At 63.3% G+C, this 19,443-nt stretch carries 20 protein-coding genes; 10 read left to right on the plus strand and 10 right to left on the minus strand.

The window, feature by feature from the left end; genetic code table 11:
* Positions 1-34 precede the first annotated feature (34 nt).
* Positions 35-928 (minus strand): Rv0361 family membrane protein, encoded by an 894-nt coding sequence (locus tag ACWF6P_RS10715; protein ID WP_452621014.1) that lies wholly within the window; start codon positions 926-928, stop codon positions 35-37.
* 125 nt (positions 929-1,053) lie between these two features.
* Between ACWF6P_RS10715 and ACWF6P_RS10720 the strand changes: the two genes are divergently transcribed.
* From ACWF6P_RS10720 to ACWF6P_RS10730, 3 genes are all read left to right on the plus strand, one after another.
* The gene (locus ACWF6P_RS10720; protein WP_378637712.1) at positions 1,054-1,470 is read left to right on the plus strand and encodes a DUF3151 domain-containing protein; all 417 of its coding nucleotides are present in this window, start codon (positions 1,054-1,056) and stop codon (positions 1,468-1,470) included.
* Positions 1,457-2,602: an FUSC family protein gene (locus ACWF6P_RS10725; protein WP_378536122.1), complete on the plus strand. Its 1,146-nt coding sequence runs from the start codon at positions 1,457-1,459 to the stop codon at positions 2,600-2,602. Before ACWF6P_RS10720 ends, ACWF6P_RS10725 begins: the two co-directional genes overlap by 14 nt.
* Before the next feature lie 91 nt (positions 2,603-2,693).
* Entirely contained in the window at positions 2,694-3,623 is a 930-nt protein-coding gene (locus tag ACWF6P_RS10730) for a cation diffusion facilitator family transporter (RefSeq protein WP_003944295.1), read from the plus strand.
* Here ACWF6P_RS10730 and ACWF6P_RS10735 read toward each other — a convergent pair.
* Positions 3,613-4,077 (minus strand): pyridoxamine 5'-phosphate oxidase family protein, encoded by a 465-nt coding sequence (locus tag ACWF6P_RS10735; RefSeq protein WP_029254754.1) that lies wholly within the window; start codon positions 4,075-4,077, stop codon positions 3,613-3,615. The two genes, ACWF6P_RS10730 and ACWF6P_RS10735, sit on opposite strands and share 11 nt — an antisense overlap.
* 64 nt (positions 4,078-4,141) lie before the next feature.
* On the opposite strand from ACWF6P_RS10735, the gene ACWF6P_RS10740 reads away from it, so the two are divergent.
* Positions 4,142-5,086, plus strand: a complete 945-nt coding sequence (locus ACWF6P_RS10740; RefSeq protein ID WP_452621015.1) for a helix-turn-helix transcriptional regulator — start codon at positions 4,142-4,144, stop codon at positions 5,084-5,086.
* A gap of 4 nt (positions 5,087-5,090) precedes the next feature.
* Here the strand turns inward: ACWF6P_RS10740 and ACWF6P_RS10745 are convergent, their stop codons facing one another.
* Positions 5,091-6,032 carry a DUF808 domain-containing protein gene (locus tag ACWF6P_RS10745; protein ID WP_378536126.1) on the minus strand — a complete coding sequence of 314 codons (942 nt, stop codon included), beginning with the start codon at positions 6,030-6,032 and terminating at the stop codon, positions 5,091-5,093.
* Between the two features lie 240 nt (positions 6,033-6,272).
* On the opposite strand from ACWF6P_RS10745, the gene ACWF6P_RS10750 reads away from it, so the two are divergent.
* Positions 6,273-6,929 (plus strand): class I SAM-dependent methyltransferase, encoded by a 657-nt coding sequence (locus ACWF6P_RS10750; RefSeq protein ID WP_378536128.1) that lies wholly within the window; start codon positions 6,273-6,275, stop codon positions 6,927-6,929.
* Between the two features lie 27 nt (positions 6,930-6,956).
* On the opposite strand, the gene ACWF6P_RS10755 is transcribed toward ACWF6P_RS10750, so the two are convergent.
* Together ACWF6P_RS10755 and ACWF6P_RS10760 are read right to left on the minus strand one after the other, a co-directional pair.
* Entirely contained in the window at positions 6,957-8,126 is a 1,170-nt protein-coding gene (locus ACWF6P_RS10755) for a thiolase family protein (protein ID WP_452621016.1), read from the minus strand.
* Positions 8,123-9,538 carry an MFS transporter gene (locus ACWF6P_RS10760; RefSeq protein ID WP_452621017.1) on the minus strand — a complete coding sequence of 472 codons (1,416 nt, stop codon included), beginning with the start codon at positions 9,536-9,538 and terminating at the stop codon, positions 8,123-8,125. The genes ACWF6P_RS10755 and ACWF6P_RS10760 overlap by 4 nt, the downstream gene beginning before the upstream one ends.
* Before the next feature lie 58 nt (positions 9,539-9,596).
* Between ACWF6P_RS10760 and ACWF6P_RS10765 the strand changes: the two genes are divergently transcribed.
* Together ACWF6P_RS10765 and ACWF6P_RS10770 are read left to right on the plus strand one after the other, a co-directional pair.
* Entirely contained in the window at positions 9,597-10,085 is a 489-nt protein-coding gene (locus tag ACWF6P_RS10765; protein WP_452621018.1) for a winged helix-turn-helix transcriptional regulator, read from the plus strand.
* A gap of 113 nt (positions 10,086-10,198) precedes the next feature.
* Positions 10,199-11,437 (plus strand): DUF222 domain-containing protein, encoded by a 1,239-nt coding sequence (locus tag ACWF6P_RS10770; RefSeq protein ID WP_452621019.1) that lies wholly within the window; start codon positions 10,199-10,201, stop codon positions 11,435-11,437.
* Positions 11,438-11,523: 86 nt separating this feature from the next.
* Here ACWF6P_RS10770 and ACWF6P_RS10775 read toward each other — a convergent pair whose 3' ends face one another.
* The 3 genes from ACWF6P_RS10775 to ACWF6P_RS10785 all read right to left on the minus strand — a co-directional run bounded on the left by ACWF6P_RS10775 (position 11,524) and on the right by ACWF6P_RS10785 (position 13,524).
* The gene (locus tag ACWF6P_RS10775; RefSeq protein ID WP_317828127.1) at positions 11,524-12,012 is read right to left on the minus strand and encodes a GNAT family N-acetyltransferase; all 489 of its coding nucleotides are present in this window, start codon (positions 12,010-12,012) and stop codon (positions 11,524-11,526) included.
* 70 nt (positions 12,013-12,082) lie between these two features.
* The gene (locus ACWF6P_RS10780; protein ID WP_378446987.1) at positions 12,083-12,853 is read right to left on the minus strand and encodes a site-2 protease family protein; all 771 of its coding nucleotides are present in this window, start codon (positions 12,851-12,853) and stop codon (positions 12,083-12,085) included.
* Complete coding sequence (locus ACWF6P_RS10785; protein ID WP_452621020.1) at positions 12,850-13,524, minus strand: hypothetical protein; 675 nt, start codon at positions 13,522-13,524, stop codon at positions 12,850-12,852. Before ACWF6P_RS10785 ends, ACWF6P_RS10780 begins: the two co-directional genes overlap by 4 nt.
* Before the next feature lie 282 nt (positions 13,525-13,806).
* On the opposite strand from ACWF6P_RS10785, the gene ACWF6P_RS10790 reads away from it, so the two are divergent.
* Complete coding sequence (locus ACWF6P_RS10790; protein ID WP_003944351.1) at positions 13,807-15,096, plus strand: adenylosuccinate synthase; 1,290 nt, start codon at positions 13,807-13,809, stop codon at positions 15,094-15,096.
* Between the two features lie 230 nt (positions 15,097-15,326).
* Here ACWF6P_RS10790 and ACWF6P_RS10795 read toward each other — a convergent pair whose 3' ends face one another.
* Positions 15,327-15,557 carry a hypothetical protein gene (locus ACWF6P_RS10795; protein ID WP_452621021.1) on the minus strand — a complete coding sequence of 77 codons (231 nt, stop codon included), beginning with the start codon at positions 15,555-15,557 and terminating at the stop codon, positions 15,327-15,329.
* Positions 15,558-15,618: 61 nt separating this feature from the next.
* On the opposite strand from ACWF6P_RS10795, the gene yczR reads away from it, so the two are divergent.
* The gene (yczR, locus tag ACWF6P_RS10800; RefSeq protein WP_452621022.1) at positions 15,619-17,094 is read left to right on the plus strand and encodes a MocR-like transcription factor YczR; all 1,476 of its coding nucleotides are present in this window, start codon (positions 15,619-15,621) and stop codon (positions 17,092-17,094) included.
* 47 nt (positions 17,095-17,141) lie between these two features.
* Entirely contained in the window at positions 17,142-18,245 is a 1,104-nt protein-coding gene (locus ACWF6P_RS10805) for a class I SAM-dependent methyltransferase (RefSeq protein ID WP_452621023.1), read from the plus strand.
* 59 nt (positions 18,246-18,304) lie between these two features.
* On the opposite strand, the gene ACWF6P_RS10810 is transcribed toward ACWF6P_RS10805, so the two are convergent.
* The gene (locus ACWF6P_RS10810) at positions 18,305-19,405 is read right to left on the minus strand and encodes a CaiB/BaiF CoA transferase family protein (protein ID WP_452621024.1); all 1,101 of its coding nucleotides are present in this window, start codon (positions 19,403-19,405) and stop codon (positions 18,305-18,307) included.
* Positions 19,406-19,443: the final 38 nt, after the last annotated feature.

Genomic DNA, 19,443 nt, shown 5'->3' on the forward strand with positions numbered 1-19,443 from the left:
GTTTCTCGCCGGCGCGCATTTTCTGTTCAGGTACCTACTTGCTGGGGTCGCAAACCTTCCACGTGCCGTCCTGGCGTTCGAGGTCGAACGTGCGCCACGACTGCTCGCCGGTGCTCGGCAAACTTGCCTGGACCTGAGCGATCGCGGTGTCGTCGGTGATGCGAACAGCGTCGACGGCTCCGACCTGCGGGATCGTCTTCTGCGCGACGGCATTGTCGTGGACCTGAGCGAACGCAGCGTCGGGAATGGTCCGGTAGTACTCGCCCAGCGCTCCACACGTCGACGTTCGCAGAGTCGCCAGATCGCCGGTTTGCAGTGCGTCGACGTACGTCGAGATGGCGGTCTGAACCTGGGCTTCAGGTGAGCTTTCGCCGCTACCGCTGTTGGACGAGACGAATACGGCGACGCCGATCGCCGCGAGGACGGCGACGCCTGCCGCTGCCGCCGCGATGTACCAGCCCTTGCCGCTGCGCTTGGTTTTCTCCGGCGCGGCGGGCTCGATGCGAGTCGGCATCGGCTGGGCCGGAGGTGGGGTTGGCGCGACGCCCACCCGTTGAGGTGCGGCGCGCTGCGGCGGTTGAGGCGCGGCGCGCTGCGGCGGTGGTGTGGGGGCCTGCTGCCCTGTCGGGGGCGCCACCTTGGGAATGGCGACGGTCGCCGGCTCCGGCTCCGGCTCCGGCTCCGGCTCCGGCTCCGGCTCCGGCTCCGGCTTGGGCTGGGGTGTCGGTGCCGGTGTTCCCGTGGGTGCCTGAGTTGCCTTCGGGATCGCGACGGTTGGTGCGCTGGTGGCTTTGGCGTCGCCGTCTGCCTTCGAGCCCGTGCCTGCCTTCTGAATCGCCACCGTCGCAGGTTCGACCGGGGCCGACTTCTCCGGCGCACCGTTCGGGGCTGCGCTCTTTTTCGAGTTGTCGTCTTTCGAGTCCGGCACGGGTAACCCTTCGGTCTTATGCAGCAATGACCATGTCAGGGTAACGACCGGTATGTACCCGGCATAACTCCGACCGTCGGCGAGGCGGTCCTGTGGCGGAAAGGCGTAGCGGGCACAATGAGCGCATGACCCAATTCGGTGACCTGCTCGGACCCAAGCCCACTCTGCTTCCCGGCGACGACGACGCGGAATCGGCACTGCTCAACCACGCTGACCCGGCCCAGGTCGCGGCCGACCATCCCACTGCCTCCATCGCGTGGGCCTACCTCGCCGAGGCTTCCCTGGACAAGGGTGAAACCATCACTGCCTACGCCTACGCGCGTACCGGCTACCACCGTGGACTCGACCAACTGCGTCGTAACGGTTGGAAGGGTTTCGGTCCCGTGCCCTACAGCCATGAACCGAACCGTGGCTTCCTGCGTTGCGTCGCAGTCTTGGCGAAGGCTGCGAAGACGATCGGTGAAGCCGACGAGTACGCGCGTTGCCTCGATCTGCTCGAAGACTGCGACCCCAACGCCGCCGAAGCGCTTGGCCTCGGTTAGCAGTTTCCGCCCGAGCCGGGCCGGCATCAAGGACCGGGCTCGCAAATCGGTGCGTCGGCTTCAGACGTCGGCGCTACCGATCATTCAATGTGCCTTGGCGGCCGGATTAGCGTGGTGGGTTGCCACCACGGTGATCGGGCACCATGCGCCGTTCTTCGCGCCGATTGCTGCCGTGGTCTCGCTCGGTCTGTCGCTGGGTGCACGACTACGACGCTCGTTCGAGTTGGTTGCGGGCGTCACGGTCGGCATCGGAATCGGCGATCTGATCATCTCCGGTATCGGGAGCGGACCGTGGCAGATCAGTTTGGTCGTCGTGCTGGCGATGTCCGTCGCGGTGCTTCTCAACAGCGGGCCGATTTTCTCCATGCAGGCGGGAAACTCGGCTGTGCTGGTGGCGACGCTCATCCCGCCGGGTGGCAGCGGCGGTCCGGATCGCATGATCGATGCCCTGGTCGGTGGTCTGGTGGGCATCGCGGTGGTCGCGATCATCCCCACCCACCCGGTACGACGCGCACGCAAGGATGCAGCATCGATCCTCGGAACAGCTTCCGAGGTACTGCAATTGGTGGCAGACGGCCTCGTCGCGAATGACCCGGACCCGATCGTGAAGGCACTGCAGAAGGCGCGCGCAACTCAAGGCGCCATCGACGGGTTGCGCAGTAATCTTCTCGGCGGGCGCGAGATCAGCCGAATCTCCCCGCTGTACTGGAACAGTCGACCTCGCCTCGAAAGGCTCATGGCAACAGCCGATCCCATCGACAACGCGTTGCGCAACATTCGAGTGCTCGCGCGTCGTTCGTTGACGTTGGTCAGAGATGACGAGATTCTCGATCCCCGTTTGGTGGCTCAGGTCGAGCGCTTGTCGAAAGCCGTTGAAGTGCTGAAAGACATGATCCTGGCGGAGCCGGGGGAGCAGCCCGATCAAGCCGAGGCAGCGCGTGTCCTGCGCTCGGTGGCCAAGGAACTGAAACCTGCGATTGTCGAGAACGCGGGCCTGTCCTCGACTGTGGTGTTCGCCCAGATTCGATCGTTGGTGGTCGACCTCCTGCAGGTCGCGGGCATGAAGCGCATCTCGTCGATCGCCACACTGCCGCCGACTGTGCCGCACCCGGCGTACGAGCCGGATCACTGACCTCTGCCCTTTCCCGCTCACTGAGCAACTCATTGTATGTATGCGAATGTATGCATATGCTCTGAGAAGGACTTGGGAGGGAACAGGACAAATGGGAGCAGGGCACGGCCATTCGCATGGCCACTCGGCAGCAGATTCGGTCGGCGTAGGACCGTCACCGCAGCGCATCAGAAAAATGGCGATCGCACTTGCGATCCTCGTCGCGTTCCTCGTGCTCGAAGCCACGGTCGGCATCCTGATCAACTCGTTGGCTCTGCTTGCCGACGCCGGTCACATGCTTACCGACGTGGTGGGTATGGCCATGGGACTGACCGCGTTGCTACTTGCGAAGAAGGGCAGCACCACCGCGGCCAGGACCTTCGGTTGGCATCGCGCCGAAGTGTTGACCGCCATGGCCAACGCGGTGATGCTGCTGGCCGTCGCGGCCTGGGTCTTCTACGAGGCAATCGGTCGGATCGGAAACGAACCCGAGATCCCGGGCGGTGCCCTGATCATCACCGCGGCTGCCGGTTTGGCCGCGAACATCGTCGTGATGCTGATGCTGCGCGGTGACTCCAAGGACAGCCTGGCGGTGCGCGGCGCCTACCTCGAAGTGCTTGCCGACGCCGTCGGTAGCGTCGGTGTTCTGATCGCCGGTGGCCTTGTCCTGCTGTTCAACTGGACGTGGGCGGACGTCGTCGTCGGTGTACTCATCTCGCTCTGGGTGGTGCCGCGCGCGATCAAACTGGCCGCAGCATCGCTGCGCATTCTGACGCAGGCTTCGCCGGCCGACGTCGACGTCGAAGCGGTCGAGGCCGACTTGGCCGCCCTGCCGAGCGTGATGGGTGTTCACGACCTACATGTCTGGACTCTCACCACCGGCATGGATGTCGCCACGGTCCACCTGACCAGTGACGCGAATTCGTCGAACGTTCTGGAATCCGCACGTACCGTCCTCGAGAGTCACGGTCTTTCCCACGCCACCGTCCAGGTGGAATCGTGTGCCAACGGCGAGCACTGCGAGAAGAACGTCACTTGGTGAAGCGGGTGATCTCCTTGCCCGGCTTCCAGAGGTCTACGTACATGTGCTCGTCGTCGACAGTCGTATGCACCACCTCGTCGATGTCGAGAACGAAGAGGTGCAGGGGCTTCGGAACCTCGTAGGTGTAGCTTGCCAGCACGGCTTCGAACTCGTCGCCGGTCACCTCGCGTGCGATTCCGGCGATTTTCGCATCGCCGCCTTCCATCGTGTGCTCGCCGGGATTGCTGTGGAGGGCGTAGCGCCCGTCGCGGATGAGGTCCTTCGCCTTGAGCGCGCCGAACATCGAACCGAGCACCAAACGCCCGTCGAGGATCTCGACTTCGGTGCCGCTGACCCTCGGTGAACCGTCCTTGCGCAGCGTTGCGAGGACGTGATGCTTGTGGGCCTTGAATCGCGCTTGGACCGCGTCGGCGAGGGCGGGAACTTCTTCGGAGAACTGCTTCCAGGTGACCATGACGGTCATTGTGCACCCCTATTCCTGACAACTTCTGTCAGTGATTCTCGGTAATGTTCGCGTCATGAGATCCGCGCGGTTGCTCCAACTCATGTTGCGTTTGCAGGGCAGTCGTGGCGTCGTTGCCGATCAGTTGGCCGACGAGTTCGGTGTATCGGTGCGGACGATCTACCGCGACGTGGCCTCGTTGTCGGCTGCCGGAGTGCCGATCTGGACCGAGAGCGGACCGGGCGGTGGCGTCCGTCTGCTCGACGGTTGGCAGTCCAAACTCTCCGGTATGACGGACGACGAGACGTCCGCGCTCATGCTGTTGGGTGTGCCGTCCATCGCTGCGGATCTCGGGCGATCCGACGCCGTCGGTTCGGCGGGGGCCAAACTGCTCCGCACCCTGCCCGGACCGCTGCGCGAGAGCGCGCGCCTGTGGCAGGACCGAATCCTGGTCGACGTCCCAGGCTGGTTCGGCGGCGTCGACGACATCTCCGCGCTTCCGATCGTCACATCTGCCGTGCTCGACTCGCGTCGGCTGCGGTTCATCTATCGCGATCGGGAGCGGACGGTCGAACCGCTGGGGTTGGTCATCAAAGCCGGCGTTTGGTACCTCGTGGCGGGTTTGAACGGACGTACCCTCTCGTTCCGGGCAGGCCGCATCAAAAACGCCGTGGTAGAAGATGATTCGTTCGCCCGGCCGTTGGATTTCGACCTGGCGTCGTGGTGGGCGGCGTCGATGGCCGAGTTCGACCGGTCGCTGCTCCGTTTCCACTGCCGAGTGCGGGTGTCGCCTGAGGGAAGGCGCCGGCTCCCCGATGTGGTGGGCGAGCTTGCCGCTGCTGTCGAAGTGGGACCAGAGGACAACGACGGATGGGTGAGTGCCGAGCTGAAACTCGAGAGCGAGGATGTCGCGCTCTCACAGTTGATCGGGCTGGGCGTAGACGTCGAGGTGCTCGAACCCTCGTCCTTGCGTGAAGGGATGCGCACCGTGGCGGAGCGGATGCTGCTCCGCCACGGGTAGGTGATCAGGCCGTCGCAGAACGCTTTGCAAGCAGACGGGTAATACCTAGTTGAGCTGCAACGATGATCGCACCAACCACCAGTCCAAGTGCTGCCGACGCAAGTGTGTTGACGATCCACGCCAATACACCGCCGACTCCGGCGATGTCACTGACTGCTTCTTCGCCATGATGAACGGCATCGTAGAGCGGGTGGAAGCCCAGTTCGTCGATGCCGACCAACAGGATGTGGCCACCGACCCACAGCATCGCGGCGGTACCCACCACCGAGAGCACCGACATCACGTGAGGCATGCCGCGAACCAGGCCTCGGCCGACCTTGTGGGTGAAGCCCGATGACGTCTCGGCGATTTTCAAGCCGATGTCGTCCATCTTCACGATCAGTCCGACGACGCCGTAGACGACCACGGTGATGACCACGGCGACGACGGCGAGAATTACCAACCGGCTCCAGAAACCTTCGCCCGCGATGGTGTTGAGTGCAATCACCATGATCTCGGCGGACAGGATCAGGTCGGTGCGCACGGCGCCCGAAACCACAGCCTCTTCGTCGCGCGGATGCTCGCCGGCCGTTTCGTGGTGGTCACCGTGGCCGAAGATTGCACCCCAGATCTTGTGCACTGCTTCGTAGCTGAGGTAACAGCCGCCGACCATCAACAGGGGAGTCAGCAGCCAGGGAAGGAACTGACTCAGCAACAGAGCGATCGGCAGAATGATCAGCAGCTTGTTGCGCAGCGATCCGATGGCGATGCGCTTGATGATCGGTAATTCGCGTTCGGCCGCGAGCCCGCGGACATACTGCGGTGTGACGGCTGCGTCGTCGATGACCACGCCTGCAGCTTTGGCGGTCGCCTTACCGGTTGCGGCGGCGACGTCGTCGATCGAGGCGGCTGCCATACGAGCCAGGGCTGCCACGTCGTCGAGCAGGGCGAAGAGTCCGCCGGCCATCACAGACCTCCAGTGGAATCAGTGGAAAAAGGTGGCCGGACCGAACCGGTGACGCAATTACTTGATCGCACGAGGTCTCTATCCATGATCGTCGTAGGTGAGGTCAGGTCACCTGGAACGATACCGGGGGCATCCGTCAGGGACGACCTCGCTCGGTCGATTGCCCTTCGTCACGAAAGGTCTTCCCGACCCGGTGCTCGCATGTAAGACTGCACAGAAGATCGATCGAAACGGGGCACTATGCGTGAACCAGACACTGCACAGGTCGCCAAGACTTTCGACGCAATGGCGGCGCACTACGACCGACAGATCGGGCGCTTCGAACGCTTTGTGCTCGGCGACGCCCGGAAATGGGCTGTGGACCAGGCCCACGGGCGCGTGGTCGAGATCGCCGTGGGAACCGGGCTGAACCTGCCTCTCTACGGGGATGACGTCGATTACGTCATCGGCGTGGATATCTCGAGTGCGATGCTCGATCAGGCCAGGATGAAAGTCTCCGAGGGGGTGAAGACCGAAGTCGACCTACGTCTCGGCGACGTGCAAGCACTCGATGTTCCCGACGAGTGCGTGGACACGTTGGTGTCCACGTACGCCTTTTGCACGATCCCCGATCCGGACCGAGTTGCGAGCGAAGCATTTCGGGTCCTGGTGCCTGGAGGTCGGTTCGTTCTCGCGGAGCACGGGCCGAGCAAGAACATTGTTGCGCGCACATTGATGAAGGCCGTGGAACCGCTTTTCGTACGGTTCGGTGCTGATCACCTCACCCGCGAACCGGTCGGATACCTCGAAAACGCAGGCTTCCTGATCGACGAGGTGCAGCGCAGCGGACGGGGCGGAATCGTGTTTCGTGTGGTGGCGCGGAAGCCGGATCCCGAATGGACGGCGCTCGGTCACTGACGTCCGAGCACCGTCCATTGAGTTTGCTCAGCCCAGGCGCTCCAGGATGGTCGCGTTGGCCAACCCACCTGCCTCACACATGGTCTGGAGCCCGTAGCGCGCGCCGCGCTGTTCCATCGCATTGACCAGGGTGGTCATGATCCGCGTTCCACTGCCGCCCAGCGGGTGACCGAGTGCGATGGCGCCGCCGTGGACGTTCACCTTGGACAGGTCGACGCCGGTATCCGCTGCCCACGAGAGGACCACTGGGGCAAAGGCCTCGTTGACCTCGAACAGGTCGATGTCCGAAACCGTCAACCCCGCACGGGCCAGGACCTTCTGCGTAGCCCGGATCACCGCGGTGAGCATGTAGAGCGGATCGTCGCCGGCGACGGCGAAGCTGTGCAACCGTGCCTTCGGGGTGAGGCCGAGTTTCGCGGCGATCTCACTGGTCGTGATCATCACCGCCGAACTGCCGTCCGAAAGCGGGCTGCTGTTGCCCGCGGTGATGGACCAGTCGATCTGCGGGAATCGCTGTGCGTAGTAGTCGGATTCGAAGGCGGTCCGTAGGCCGCCAAGGGTCGCGACCGTGGTACCGGGGCGGATCGCTTCGTCGACCGACAGCTGCGGGAGAGTGGCGAGTTCCTTGGTGAAGTACCCACTCTCGGTTGCCAGCGCGGCTTTCCGATGACTCGACGCCGAGAACTCGTCGAGTTGGGTGCGGCTCAGTCCCCACTTGGCGGCGATCAATTCGGCGCTGATGCCCTGCGGAACCAGACCGTCCGGGTAACGCTCTTCGAAACCTACCCCGAGTGACTCGCGCCCGACGCTGCTCGAGCCCATCGGCACTCGGCTCATCGACTCGACTCCGGCAGCGACGACGATGTCGTATGCCCCGGCGATGACACCCTGAGCGGCAAAATGAACCGCTTGTTGGCTACTTCCACACTGTCGGTCGACCGTGGTCCCCGGCACCGACTCGGGGTAGCCGGCGGCGAGAAGTGCAGTGCGAGTGACATTCTGGCTCTGCTCGCCGACTTGGCTGACTGCACCGCCGATGACGTCGTCGATCAGTGCGGCATCGATTCCGGTTCGCTCGACCACCGCTTTCAGGCTGTGGGCGAGCAGGTCGACGGCATTGATGCCGTGCAGTGCGCCGTTCGCTTTTCCCTTGCCGATCGGAGTGCGAACGGCTTCGACGATAACTGCGTCTCTCATGACAAATTCCTTTCAGGGATGGCGGATTCAGCGGGGACAACTGGGGAGGGTGCAGTAGCCGGGGTCATTCCCAGCGATGCCAGTGCAGAGGCAAGCGCGACAGCGAAGATCACCCACCAGGCCTGACGGAAAGTGTCAGGGGCGACGGAGGAGCCGAGAACCGCGATCAGAACGCTCACGCCGAGAACGGTTCCGATCTGTCGGCTCATGCTGACGATTGCGCTACCGGTGGCTGATCGAGCCGGCGCCAGATCTGCGGTGGCCTGGGACAGAATGGTCGGGAGGGCAAGGCCGACGCCGATTCCGGCGATGATCCAGCCCGGCAGGAGTCCGGTCGCGTAGTTGGGCGTTGAATCGACCGAGACGAGGACCAATACCGTTCCGACAGCCCACAAAATGCTGCCGAGTGCGGCGACGCGTCCGGCCGAGTACCTGCGCGAAAGCGACCCTCCGGCGATCGCGAACAGCGGAACCAGAAGCGGACCCGGCGAGACGGCGAAGCCGGTTCGCAATGCCGAGTATCCCCAAACTTCCTGCAACCAGAGGATGTTCGAGAGCAGGCCGGCGGCAAATGCCGCGCTGAACAGGATGGCGGTGACGTTGGACCAGGCAAATGAGCGGATCTTCAGAAGGTCGGGAGCAATCAATGGAGTGCGATGGCGAGAGTTGCTCCACCAGAACGAGAGTAGGGTGACGGCGGCGACGGCGAAGGCGATCAGAACGCGGCTGTCGGTCCATCCCCAGTCCGGACCCTGGACGAGAGCGAGTGCGAGAGAGCCGATTCCGACCGTGAGAAGGGCAGCGCCGGCGAAGTCGATTTCGGCATCGGTGTCTTTGTGTGTCGTATCCGGGACGAGTCGGACTGCCAAGTAAAGCAATACGATCCCCACCGGAACGTTGATCAGGAAAACCCAGCGCCACGACGCTTCGACGAGAATCCCGCCGACGACAGGGCCGAATGCCGCTGCTGCCGCACCGGCCGCCGCCCAGATGCGCACGCCGGATTGGCGTTTCGCAGCCGGAAGTGCGCTGATCAAGAGGCCGAGGCTGGCCGGGGTGAGCGCTGCGGCGCCGACTGCCTGGACGATGCGGAATGCCACCAGTGCCCACAATGACGGACTGAAAGCGCAGGCGGCGCTGGCGAGGGTGAACAGCGCGAGGCCGGCGATGAAGGCGCGCTTGTGCCCGATCCTGTCCGCCCAGCGTCCGAGGGGTATCAGCAGCGCGGCGTAGACGATCGCGTAGCTGTTGAGGATCCAACTGAACTCGCCGAGCGAGTGACCCGGGTAGCTCTTGGCGATGTCGCCGAAGGCCACGTTGACCACAAAAAGATCGAGGCTGGCGACAAACGGCGCCCCCGACAGTATGGCGAGGAGGGGTCCGGTTCGCACCGGCTGGCTATGAAGTTCCATAGTCAGCAATCTAGACTCTGGCTATGGTTATGGCAAGCCAGGGGGTATGGTGAATTGCATGGACGCTGTACGACTGACCGGAGTGCTCGAAGATCGCGACGCCTGGCGGGCCACGCACTGTTCGATCGGGCGGGCCATGGAAGTGGTCGGCACTCGCTCGGCAATGCTGATTCTGCGAGAGGCCTATTACGGCACAACGCGTTTCGACGACTTCGCGTCGCGAGTCGGCATCACCGAGGCGGTTGCGTCGGCGAGGCTGAAAGAACTCACTGAGGCGGGCCTCTTCGAGCGTGCGCCGTACAAGGAACCTGGAAAGCGGACGCGGCACGAGTACGTGCTCACTGAGAAGGGTCGTGACCTGCTGCCGGCAGTTCTGGCGCTGATGCAGTGGGGGGACAAGTACCTGCACGGCGGAAAAGGTGGACCGTTGGAGGTGGCGGACGACGCCACCGGCGAGCGCGTTCGCGTCGAGGTGCGCAGTGAGTCGGGACGTGAAGTGCCTTTGGGGGAGTTGCGGGTATCTGTCAACAAATCGCGCGGGCGATAGCTTTTGGCGCGCTCGAATATTCATGTACTTCAACGGGTCTCGAGTGTTCGTTGCTTTTGAAGTTGTCCGTTATGTCTCTGGTTGTCGAAAGTATGTTCGATTAAACTTTCGGTATGGACAGTCGGGATGCGTGGCAGCTGGATGGTGAGGGCCTCAAGTGTGAGGTTCTGGATCTGGTGCGTGTCCGGCATGAGTTGCAGTCGCGGATGGTGTTGTTGATCGTGGAGATGTTTTCCCGGGAGGCTGTGGTCGGGAAGGGTTTTCGGGCGATCGCGCAGTGGTTGCATGGTTCTACGAATCTGGAGATCGGTGAGTGCAGTCTGCTGGTCAGTCTGGCGCGGTTGCTGTTGCTCGAACCTGTTGTGGCGGATGCATTCCACCGCGGGGATGTGGATGCGTTGAAGGCTCGTCAGGTGGCGTCGTTTTGTCAGCATCCGCCGAAAAACATGACGCCGGCGGATGTGGACAAGGCCCGCTGGATCCTGCTTGACCTGGCGTCGAAGAACATTGCGGATTGTGATGCGGTGCGGGCGGCGATCCGGCGGATCGAGAAGCAGTACGGAAAACGTGAAGACGGCGTCCCGGTCGGTGAGGATTCGGAGCGTAACGAGTTCTACGCCTCGAAAGGCTTGTACGGGCGGGTGTCGGTGAAAGGTGATCTGGATGCCGTGAACGGTGCACGTCTGATCACGTTGTTGTCGAGCCTGTCGGCGCCGACGCCGGAGAAGGACGGAGTCAAAGACGCCCGCACTCCGGCGCTACGGCGCGCGGATGGGTTTTGCGAGTTGTTGCGCCGGTACGAGCGGGCGGGGTTGGGTCCGATCGAGGGCGGGGTGAAACCGCACATCACGGTGACTGCGTCGGCGAAAGACATGACCGACCTCAAAGCCTTGAAGGATCTACTGCCGTCGACTCAGGAACTCGGGTTCGCGTGGACGGATTGGGTGGGCCCGATCAGCATCGACACAGCCCGGATGTTGGCGTGCGACTGCACCGTCACCCGGATTTTGTTGGATGAGAATGGTGTTCCGCTCGACTGCGGTAAGGAAGTGCGAACGGCGACGGTTCCGCAGCGGCGGGCGTTGGCGGTGCGTGATGGTGGGTGTGCGTTTCCGGGGTGCGGAACTCCATCAGGGTGGTGCGATGCTCACCATATCGTTCACTGGAATGATGGTGGCCCAACGGATCTCGACAACCTGATTCTGTTGTGTGGCCATCATCATCGGACACTGCACCACACGGAATGGCGGGTCGAGATCGGCCCCGATCGGAAGACGGTGTTCTATCCGCCGATGTCGGTGGATCCGTATCAGCATCCGATCGGCGGGAACAGTCCACCGGCAGCCGCCTGAACGGGCACAAACTGCAGACGCGAGCACCGGGGCACAATCATGCCGCGGTGCTCGAGCCTGTGTTCTGGAGTCTTGGTGGCTGGGCGTCAGCTCAGTGACTTCTTGAACCCGACATGCGAGGCGACAAATCCGAGTCGCTCGTAGAAGTCGTGAGCTTCCTTGCGAGTTTGATCCGAGGTGAGCTGCGCCAGGAAGGCGCCGCGCCGGGCACCTTCTTCGCAGGCCCAGCGGATCATCGAACTGCCGATGCCCTTGCTGCGGAAGTCCTCGTGCACGCGAACGGCTTCGATCTGCAGGCGAGTCGCGCCCATCCGGCTCATGCCCGGAATGAAGGTCAATTGCATTGTGCCGATGACAGCGTCGCCGACCAGAACGGTGACGAGGAGTTGCGCCGGATCCTCGTCGATTCGTTTGAAGGCGTCCTCGTAGATCATTCGGGCCTCGGGGTTGGTCGTCTCCCGAGTGCTCCCGATCGGGTCGTCGGCGAGCAAGTCGATCAGTGCTTCCACGTGTCGAATCTCGGCCCGCGTGAGGGTGTATTCCACTCCGCCGGACTGAAATGACGTCGCAATCATCGATGCTCCCCTGAAGAAGAATGAATGTCTGAAATGTCAGACTCTCACGAGTCTCCTCCAGCGCACTCGATCACGTCCAGAAACGCATGAGGGCGTTACCGAGCATGGCGTAGTAGTCGGACACCCCGCTCAATTCGAAGATCCAGTAGATCGCGTCGAAGAAGACGACATTGATCTGCGGGACAAACAGGAGCGCAACCAACAGGAGCAGCCCGTACGGCTTGAACTGTTCGAGTTGGTGCCGTGTGTTGGGTGCGAGGTACGGCTCCAGCGCGTTGTAACCGTCCAGACCGGGGACGGGGAGCAGGTTCAAGACTGTGGCCATGACCTGTAGGAAGGCAAGAAAACTGAGGCCGGCCCAGAACGTCAGATGTTCGGCCCCTGAGCCGTACGTACGTATGACGACGAGGAGGATCACCGCGGCGACGGCGTTCGTGAACGGACCGGCGAGAGATATTCGCGCTTGCACCTTGGGCGGGAACATCCCGGTGCGCAGGTACACGGCGCCGCCGGGAAGCCCGATGCCGCCCAACGCGATGAACAGCACCGGCAACCCGATCGAGAGCATCGGATGGCTGTACTTGAGCGGGTTGAGCGTCAGGTAGCCACGAGCCTCGACGTCGGTGTCTCCGTGACGCCACGCCAGATACGCATGGGCGAACTCGTGCAAGCACAGCGTGACCACCCAGCCGGCAACCACGAGGACAAAGACACCCGCGCGGCCCGCGATGGAACCCCACGTCGAGTTCCAAGCGACTACTCCGGCAATGACGGTGACGGCAACTACGCCGAGGAAGACGGGGCTGGGTCGAACCGCCGACCGTGCTGCTCCGGTTCTCACCTGACCAACAACCAAGTCTTGTCGTGCCGGTAGAAGGTCGAACGCTTGAGATCGCGCGGGTTGGGGACACCGTCGCGAACCAGGCGAGCTGCGGGCGATCCCAGCTGAATCGCTCGGCCTTCCAGCCAGCGTCGTCCGCTCCATCGACTCTTACGATCGACAGATGCCTTGATGCCGGGGAGTTTGGGGCTCGGCACGATCCGGATGCCAGGGACTGTGCCGGAGAACAGTTTGTTGTCGTCGACGTAGGCCTCGCCGATCAGTTCGTCGGCATCGGCTGGACCCGTGACGGTTGCTGCACCGACCAGCGCGATTCCGGCGTCGTCACGAATGAGCGGCACGGTGTGGACTGTGCCTTTCAACGCCGTGCGCGCAGCCCGTGCACCGGTCGCGAGTTTGTACGCGTCGGTTGCATCGGACCTGTTCTCGGTGACGTAGGCGAGTTCGACGTGGAGTCGCTCGAGTCGCATCAACCGCGTCAATGCCGCGGCAAACGCGCCGTCGTTGCCCACGACGATCAAGCGCGGCTCCGTCACGACCTGCAGTTGGGACAGTGCCTCGTCGAAGTCTTGCTTCTCCGGAAGCTCGGGGACAGTGAACGACGTGAGTTCACCCAGGGGGAGTGGAACCGGCGAATCGCCACATTTGAGCACCACAGGGGTCAAAGCCACTCCTAGCTCGATCAGACTTCTTCTCGGGTAGTGGGACCTCGCCACCCTTCCCCGAAATGGCCGTCCGAATCACTGCCGACGATCTTAGTGCGAGTGTCTGTGTCGACTCGCAATCGTGATGGTCACCGGCCAAATTCTGGACCGTCAGGTCTGGTCTGGCGCTCTGGGCTAGACTGCTCCTTCGGTCACTGCAACAGTTCGGCGCTGCATCATGTGCGCGGAAGCCAGGCAGTACCAATGCGGCGGGACAACTGCTGCACGTCGACCGTAGGAGACAACGTCATGCCGGCAATCGTCCTGATCGGCGCCCAGTGGGGCGACGAAGGTAAGGGCAAAGCTACAGATCTACTGGGCGAGCAGCTTCAGTGGGTCGTGCGATACCAGGGCGGTAACAACGCCGGACACACCGTGGTTCTGCCGAACGGTGACAAGTTCGCACTGCACCTCATCCCGTCCGGAATCCTCACCCCCGCCGTCAACAACGTCATCGGTAACGGTGTCGTCGTCGACCCGGGTGTGTTGTTGACCGAATTGGCAGGCCTGGAAGAGCGCGGCGTGGACACGTCCCGCCTGCTGCTTTCTGCTGATGCCCACCTGATCATGCCGTACCACGTGGCCATCGACAAGGTCACCGAACGCTTCCTGGGAGCGAAGAAGATCGGCACGACCGGCCGCGGTATCGGCCCGTGCTACCAGGACAAGATCGCCCGTGTCGGTGTCCGCGCCGCGGACGTCCTGGACGAGAAGATCCTGACCCAGAAGGTCGAGGCAGCACTCGAATTCAAGAACCAGGTGCTGGTCAAGATCTACAACCGCAAGGCACTCGACCCGCAGCAGGTCGTCGAAGAGGTACTGACGCAGGCCGAGGGTTTCAAGCACCGCATCTCGGACACGCGCCTGGAACTCAACCTCGCCCTCGAGCGCGGCGAGACCGTTCTGCTCGAAGGTTCGCAGGGCACTCTGCTGGACGTCGACCACGGCACGTACCCGTACGTGACCTCGTCCAACCCCACTTCGGGTGGCGCGGCAGTCGGTTCGGGAATCGGTCCCACCAAGATCACCACGGTCCTCGGAATTCTGAAGGCGTACACGACGCGTGTCGGTTCCGGCCCGTTCCCGACGGAGCTGTTCGACGATCACGGCGCATACCTGGCCAAGCAGGGCGGCGAGGTCGGCGTCACCACCGGACGCGCACGTCGGACGGGATGGTTCGACGCTGTCATCGCGCGTTACGCGACGCGCGTCAACGGCATCACCGACTACTTCCTCACCAAGCTGGACGTGCTGAGCAGCCTCGACACCGTGCCGATTTGTGTCGCATACGAGGTGGACGGTGTCCGTCACGACGAAATGCCGATGTCGCAGAGCGACATTCACCACGCCAAGCCCATCTACGAAGAGATGCCTGGCTGGTGGGAAGACATCTCGGAGGCTCGCACCTTCGAGGAACTGCCGCAGAATGCGCAGAACTACGTGCTTCGACTCGAAGAGCTTTCGGGTGCGTTCATTTCCTGCATCGGTGTCGGCCCCGGCCGCGACGAGACGATCGTCCGGCGCGAGATCGTCCGCTAGTTCGCTTCCTCGAAATCCCCGTTCCTGCAAGCAGGAGCGGGGATTTCGTGTTTAAGCCAACTTCGACAGGTGTGCGGTGACGGTCTTCCACGGCGCCGTCGAGAGGATGTAGGTGTCGAACTGCTGCGCCAATTGGTGGTAGGCGTCGATAGCACCTTCGAGGGGGTCCATCCGAGAAAAGATATGCGGCGCCTCGCCGGAGACACTCTGGGTACGCAAAGAGTCCAGTTTTATGGAACTGGACTGAGATCAGTGAATTCTTCCCCTTGATCACAATCGCTCAAAGGTCTGACAGGGTTGTTCTCGCAGTCTGCAGTCGCGTCGTGGAAGATACCGCCGAGGGGTGCTGCCAGGCGAAACTGCTCGACGCGAATGTAGGTACCTTCACCTTCGGCGGGTGCAAAGAAGTAGACGAGCGCCACGAAGAGGCCGATGCCGATGAGGGTTGCGAAGGTAGTCATGGACATATGATCAACTCGACTGGTATTGAAATACATAGCCAAGTTGTCGATACTGGATTGCATGATGACCCGAGTTCTTGGTGCCCGTTCCCTTGCGCGTGATCTCGGCTCCTGGCAGGAAGAGTCCGGACGCAGGCCCGCGTACCGTGCGCTTGCCGACGGTATCCGCCTGCTCGTGCACGACGGTCGCGTTCCGCTCGGCGTCGCGTTGCCCAGTGAGCGCGAACTTGCGACGGTGCTCGAACTCAGCCGAACCACGATCACGTCGTCGTACTCGGTGTTGCGCGACGAGGGGTACCTGATCAGCCGGCAGGGATCGCGGAGCACGGTGGCCTTACCGGCCGGTGCTCAGCCCAACGGGTTGATGTTCCGCTCCCATCAACCGGGGCCCAGTGGACCCGTCGTGGATCTCAGCTATGCCGCGATGGCAGCTCCCGCGGCTCAAGTCGAACTTGCGTATGCGTCTGCGCTGCGGGAACTTCCGAATTACCTACCCACGCACGGGATGGAACCGGTCGGAATCGGCGACTTGCGTGACGTGATCGCGCAGCGTTACACAGCGCGAGGTCTGCCCACCGCCGCCGAACAGATCATGGTGACCTCGGGCGCGCAGCATGCGCTTCGGTTGTTGCTCTCGGTGCTCACCTCGCCCGGCGAGCGCGTGCTGGTCGATCATCCGACGTATCCCAATGCGCTGGAAGCGATTCGGCGAAACGGTGCTCGACCGGTCCCGGTGCCGGTGCGGCCGGAATTCGCGGCAGCCGGAGCCTGGGACCTCGACGGGATTCGAAGTGCAGCAAGGCAAACCGCTGCCAGAATGGCGTACCTGATTCCCGATTTCCACAACCCGACCGGACTCTGCATGGATTCTGCCGGGCGCGCCGAACTTGCGAAGATCGCGCACGAAACGCGGATGACTCTGGTCGTCGACGAGACGATGGTGGACCTGTGGCTCGACGCACCACCGCCGGCGCCGGTCGCTTCGCACGGGCGAGGCGCCGCGAAAACCGAAGTGGTGACGCTCGGTTCGACGGCGAAGTCGCTGTGGGGTGGACTGCGTGTCGGCTGGATTCGCGCCGACGCCGCGCTCATCACACAGTTGGTCGGTGCGCGTGCCGCGATCGATCTCGGTACTCCCGTCATGGATCAGCTTGCGGCCGCCTACCTGCTCGCCGATGACCGCTCGCTCCTCGAACAGCGTCGCGAAGTTCTGCGTGAACAGCGCGCAGTACTCCTCGGTGCAGTGGCCGAGCGTCTGCCGGACTGGCTCCCCACCATCGGCTCCGGCGGAATGTCGGTGTGGATGCGTATGTCTGCGCCAGTCTCGACGGCATTGGCGGCGGTGGCTCCCAACTTCGGAGTGCTCCTCGCTGCCGGCCCCCGTTTCGGCGTCGAAGGCGCGTTCGAACGATTCATCCGCGTGCCGTACGCGCGTTCCCCCGAGGACCTCATTCGCGGAGTTGCATCCATCGCCGCTGCATACGACACTCTCGCGACGGATCGCGACACGGCCGACCAACGAATGGTCGTCGTCTGAGAACTGGGTACACACCCTGAAAGAGGTGTGAAACCCAGGAGGTCGGCATGACGGCGGTAAACGGCACAGGCGCAGCGGGAACCAGTGCGGCGGAGGCGCTGGCAGAACGATTGTTCGCGGCCACACTCGGCGCTTCGGAGCTGCAGGCTGTGTATCTGGGCGACCGCTTGGGCTGGTACCGCGCGCTGAGCGATTACGGCCCGCTCACGTCGACGGAGTTGGCGGACCGGACGGGGACCGTCGAAAGGTATGCGCGGGAGTGGCTCGAGCAGCAGGCAGTGGCCGGATATGTGGACGTCAATTCGGATGCCAATCGTCGGTACAGCCTGTCGCCGGCCCACGCCGAAGTGTTGGTCGACGACGAAAACCTGCTGTTCCTGACACCGTTGGCGAGGCTGTTCGTCGCGACGACGGGGTCGATGCCACGTCTACTGGATGCCTATCGCCACGGCGGCGGAGTGACGTGGGAATCGATGGGACCCGACGCTCGCGAGGGTCAGGCACTGCTGAACCGGCCGATGTATCTGCAGCAGCTCTGTCAGCAATTCCTGCCGGTAGTTACCGACCTGCATGCCGTTCTTTCGGACGGCGGGCAGGTCGCCGATCTCGGAATGGGGGAGGGCTGGTCGTCGATCGCGCTTGCCCTCGGCTACCCGAAGATCGAGGTGCACGGCTTCGACGTCGACGCGGCCTCGGTGAACGCCGCCCGTCGTAACGCCCACGATCGTGGGGTCGACGACCGCGTGCATTTCTCTTTGGTCGACGTTGCCGGCCAAGCTCCGGAGAACGGCCGAGCCGATGCCGGGACCTACGATGCCGTCTTTGCTTTCGAGTGCCTTCACGACGTACCGGATCCGGTGGGATTTCTGTCCACGGCTCGGGCGATCGCCCAGCCGGGCGCTCCGGTGATCGTGATGGACGAACGAACGGCGGATGCGTTCGATCCCGAGGCTGGCCCGATCGAGCAATTGCTGTACGGCTTTTCGCTGACCTGTTGCTTGCCGGACAGTCTTTCGCATCCGGGGAGCATTGGCACCGGGACGGTGATGAGGCACTCGACACTCGAAAGCTATGCCAAGGCAGCAGGTTTCGAGCGGGTGGACGTGCTGCCGATCGAGCACGAGATGTTCAGGTTCTACAGGTTGGGCTGACGCCCCGTGTGCGGTTGAAGAGTCCCGAGGCTCCTTAACCACGCACGGGGCCGAAGGCCCTAGGTCCAGACCGTGTCGATATCCGTCGCCTCACGCGCCGGGGCGGCGGGCGTCGTGGTGGGCGTGCGCGAGAAGCGCGGCGCCGGTGCGTGCTGGGTGACGCCGTCGAGTTCGATGAGCGAACCGCGAGCCGCGATGTGTTCGTTCGACGGTGCCTCGGCGAATGTCAGGACCGGCGAGACGCAGGCGTCCGTGCCGAGGAAGATCTTGGCCCACTCGTCGCGAGTCTTGGACAAGAACTTTTCGGTGAAGAGCTTCTTCATGTCGTCCCACTTGGACGTGTCCATCTGGTGGGGGAGCGTCGCGGGATCGAGTTCGAGGCCATCGAGCAGCAGTGCGTAGAACTGCGGTTCGATGGAACCGACGGCCATGTACTTACCGTCGGAGGTCTCGTAGGTGTCGTAGAACGGGGCACCGGTGTCGAGGAGGTTGACGCCGCGCTCGTCGGACCAGACGCCGCGACCGCGGAATGCCCACATCATGTGTGAGAGCGCCAGCGTGCCGTCGACCATCGCCGCGTCGACGACCTGGCCCTTGCCGGACGTCGAGCGCTCGACGAGAGCCGACAGAATGCCGAAGATCAGGAACATGGAGCCGCCGCCGAAATCGCCGACCATGTTGAGCGGCGGAACGGGGCGCTCACCCTTGCGTCCGATGGCGTTGAGGACACCGGTCAGAGAGATGTAATTGATGTCGTGACCGGCTGCGTTGGCGAGCGGGCCTTCCTGGCCCCAGCCCGTCATGCGGCCGTAGACGAGACGCGGATTGCGCTCCGACACCACATCGGGTCCGAGTCCCATACGTTCCATGACGCCGGGGCGGAAGCCTTCGATCAACACGTCGGCGCGGCCCAGGAGATCGAGCACCTTGGCGACGTCTGCCGGGTCCTTCAGGTTGGCCTCGACAATGCGGCGGCCGCGCTTGATCTGGTCGGTTGCGTTCGAGTCCTGCGGGATCTGCCCTGCGCGCTGCACGATGACGATGTCGGCGCCCATGTCCGCCAACAGCGTCGCGGCGTGCGGGCCCGGTCCCAATCCAGCGAATTCCACGATCCGAATGCCCGCGAGCGGGCCCTTCTTCTCCACAGCTTCTGCAGACACACGCACTCCCAATTCAGACGGTGACAACACTTCTGACC

This window comes from Rhodococcus sp. NPDC055024, assembly GCF_053608585.1.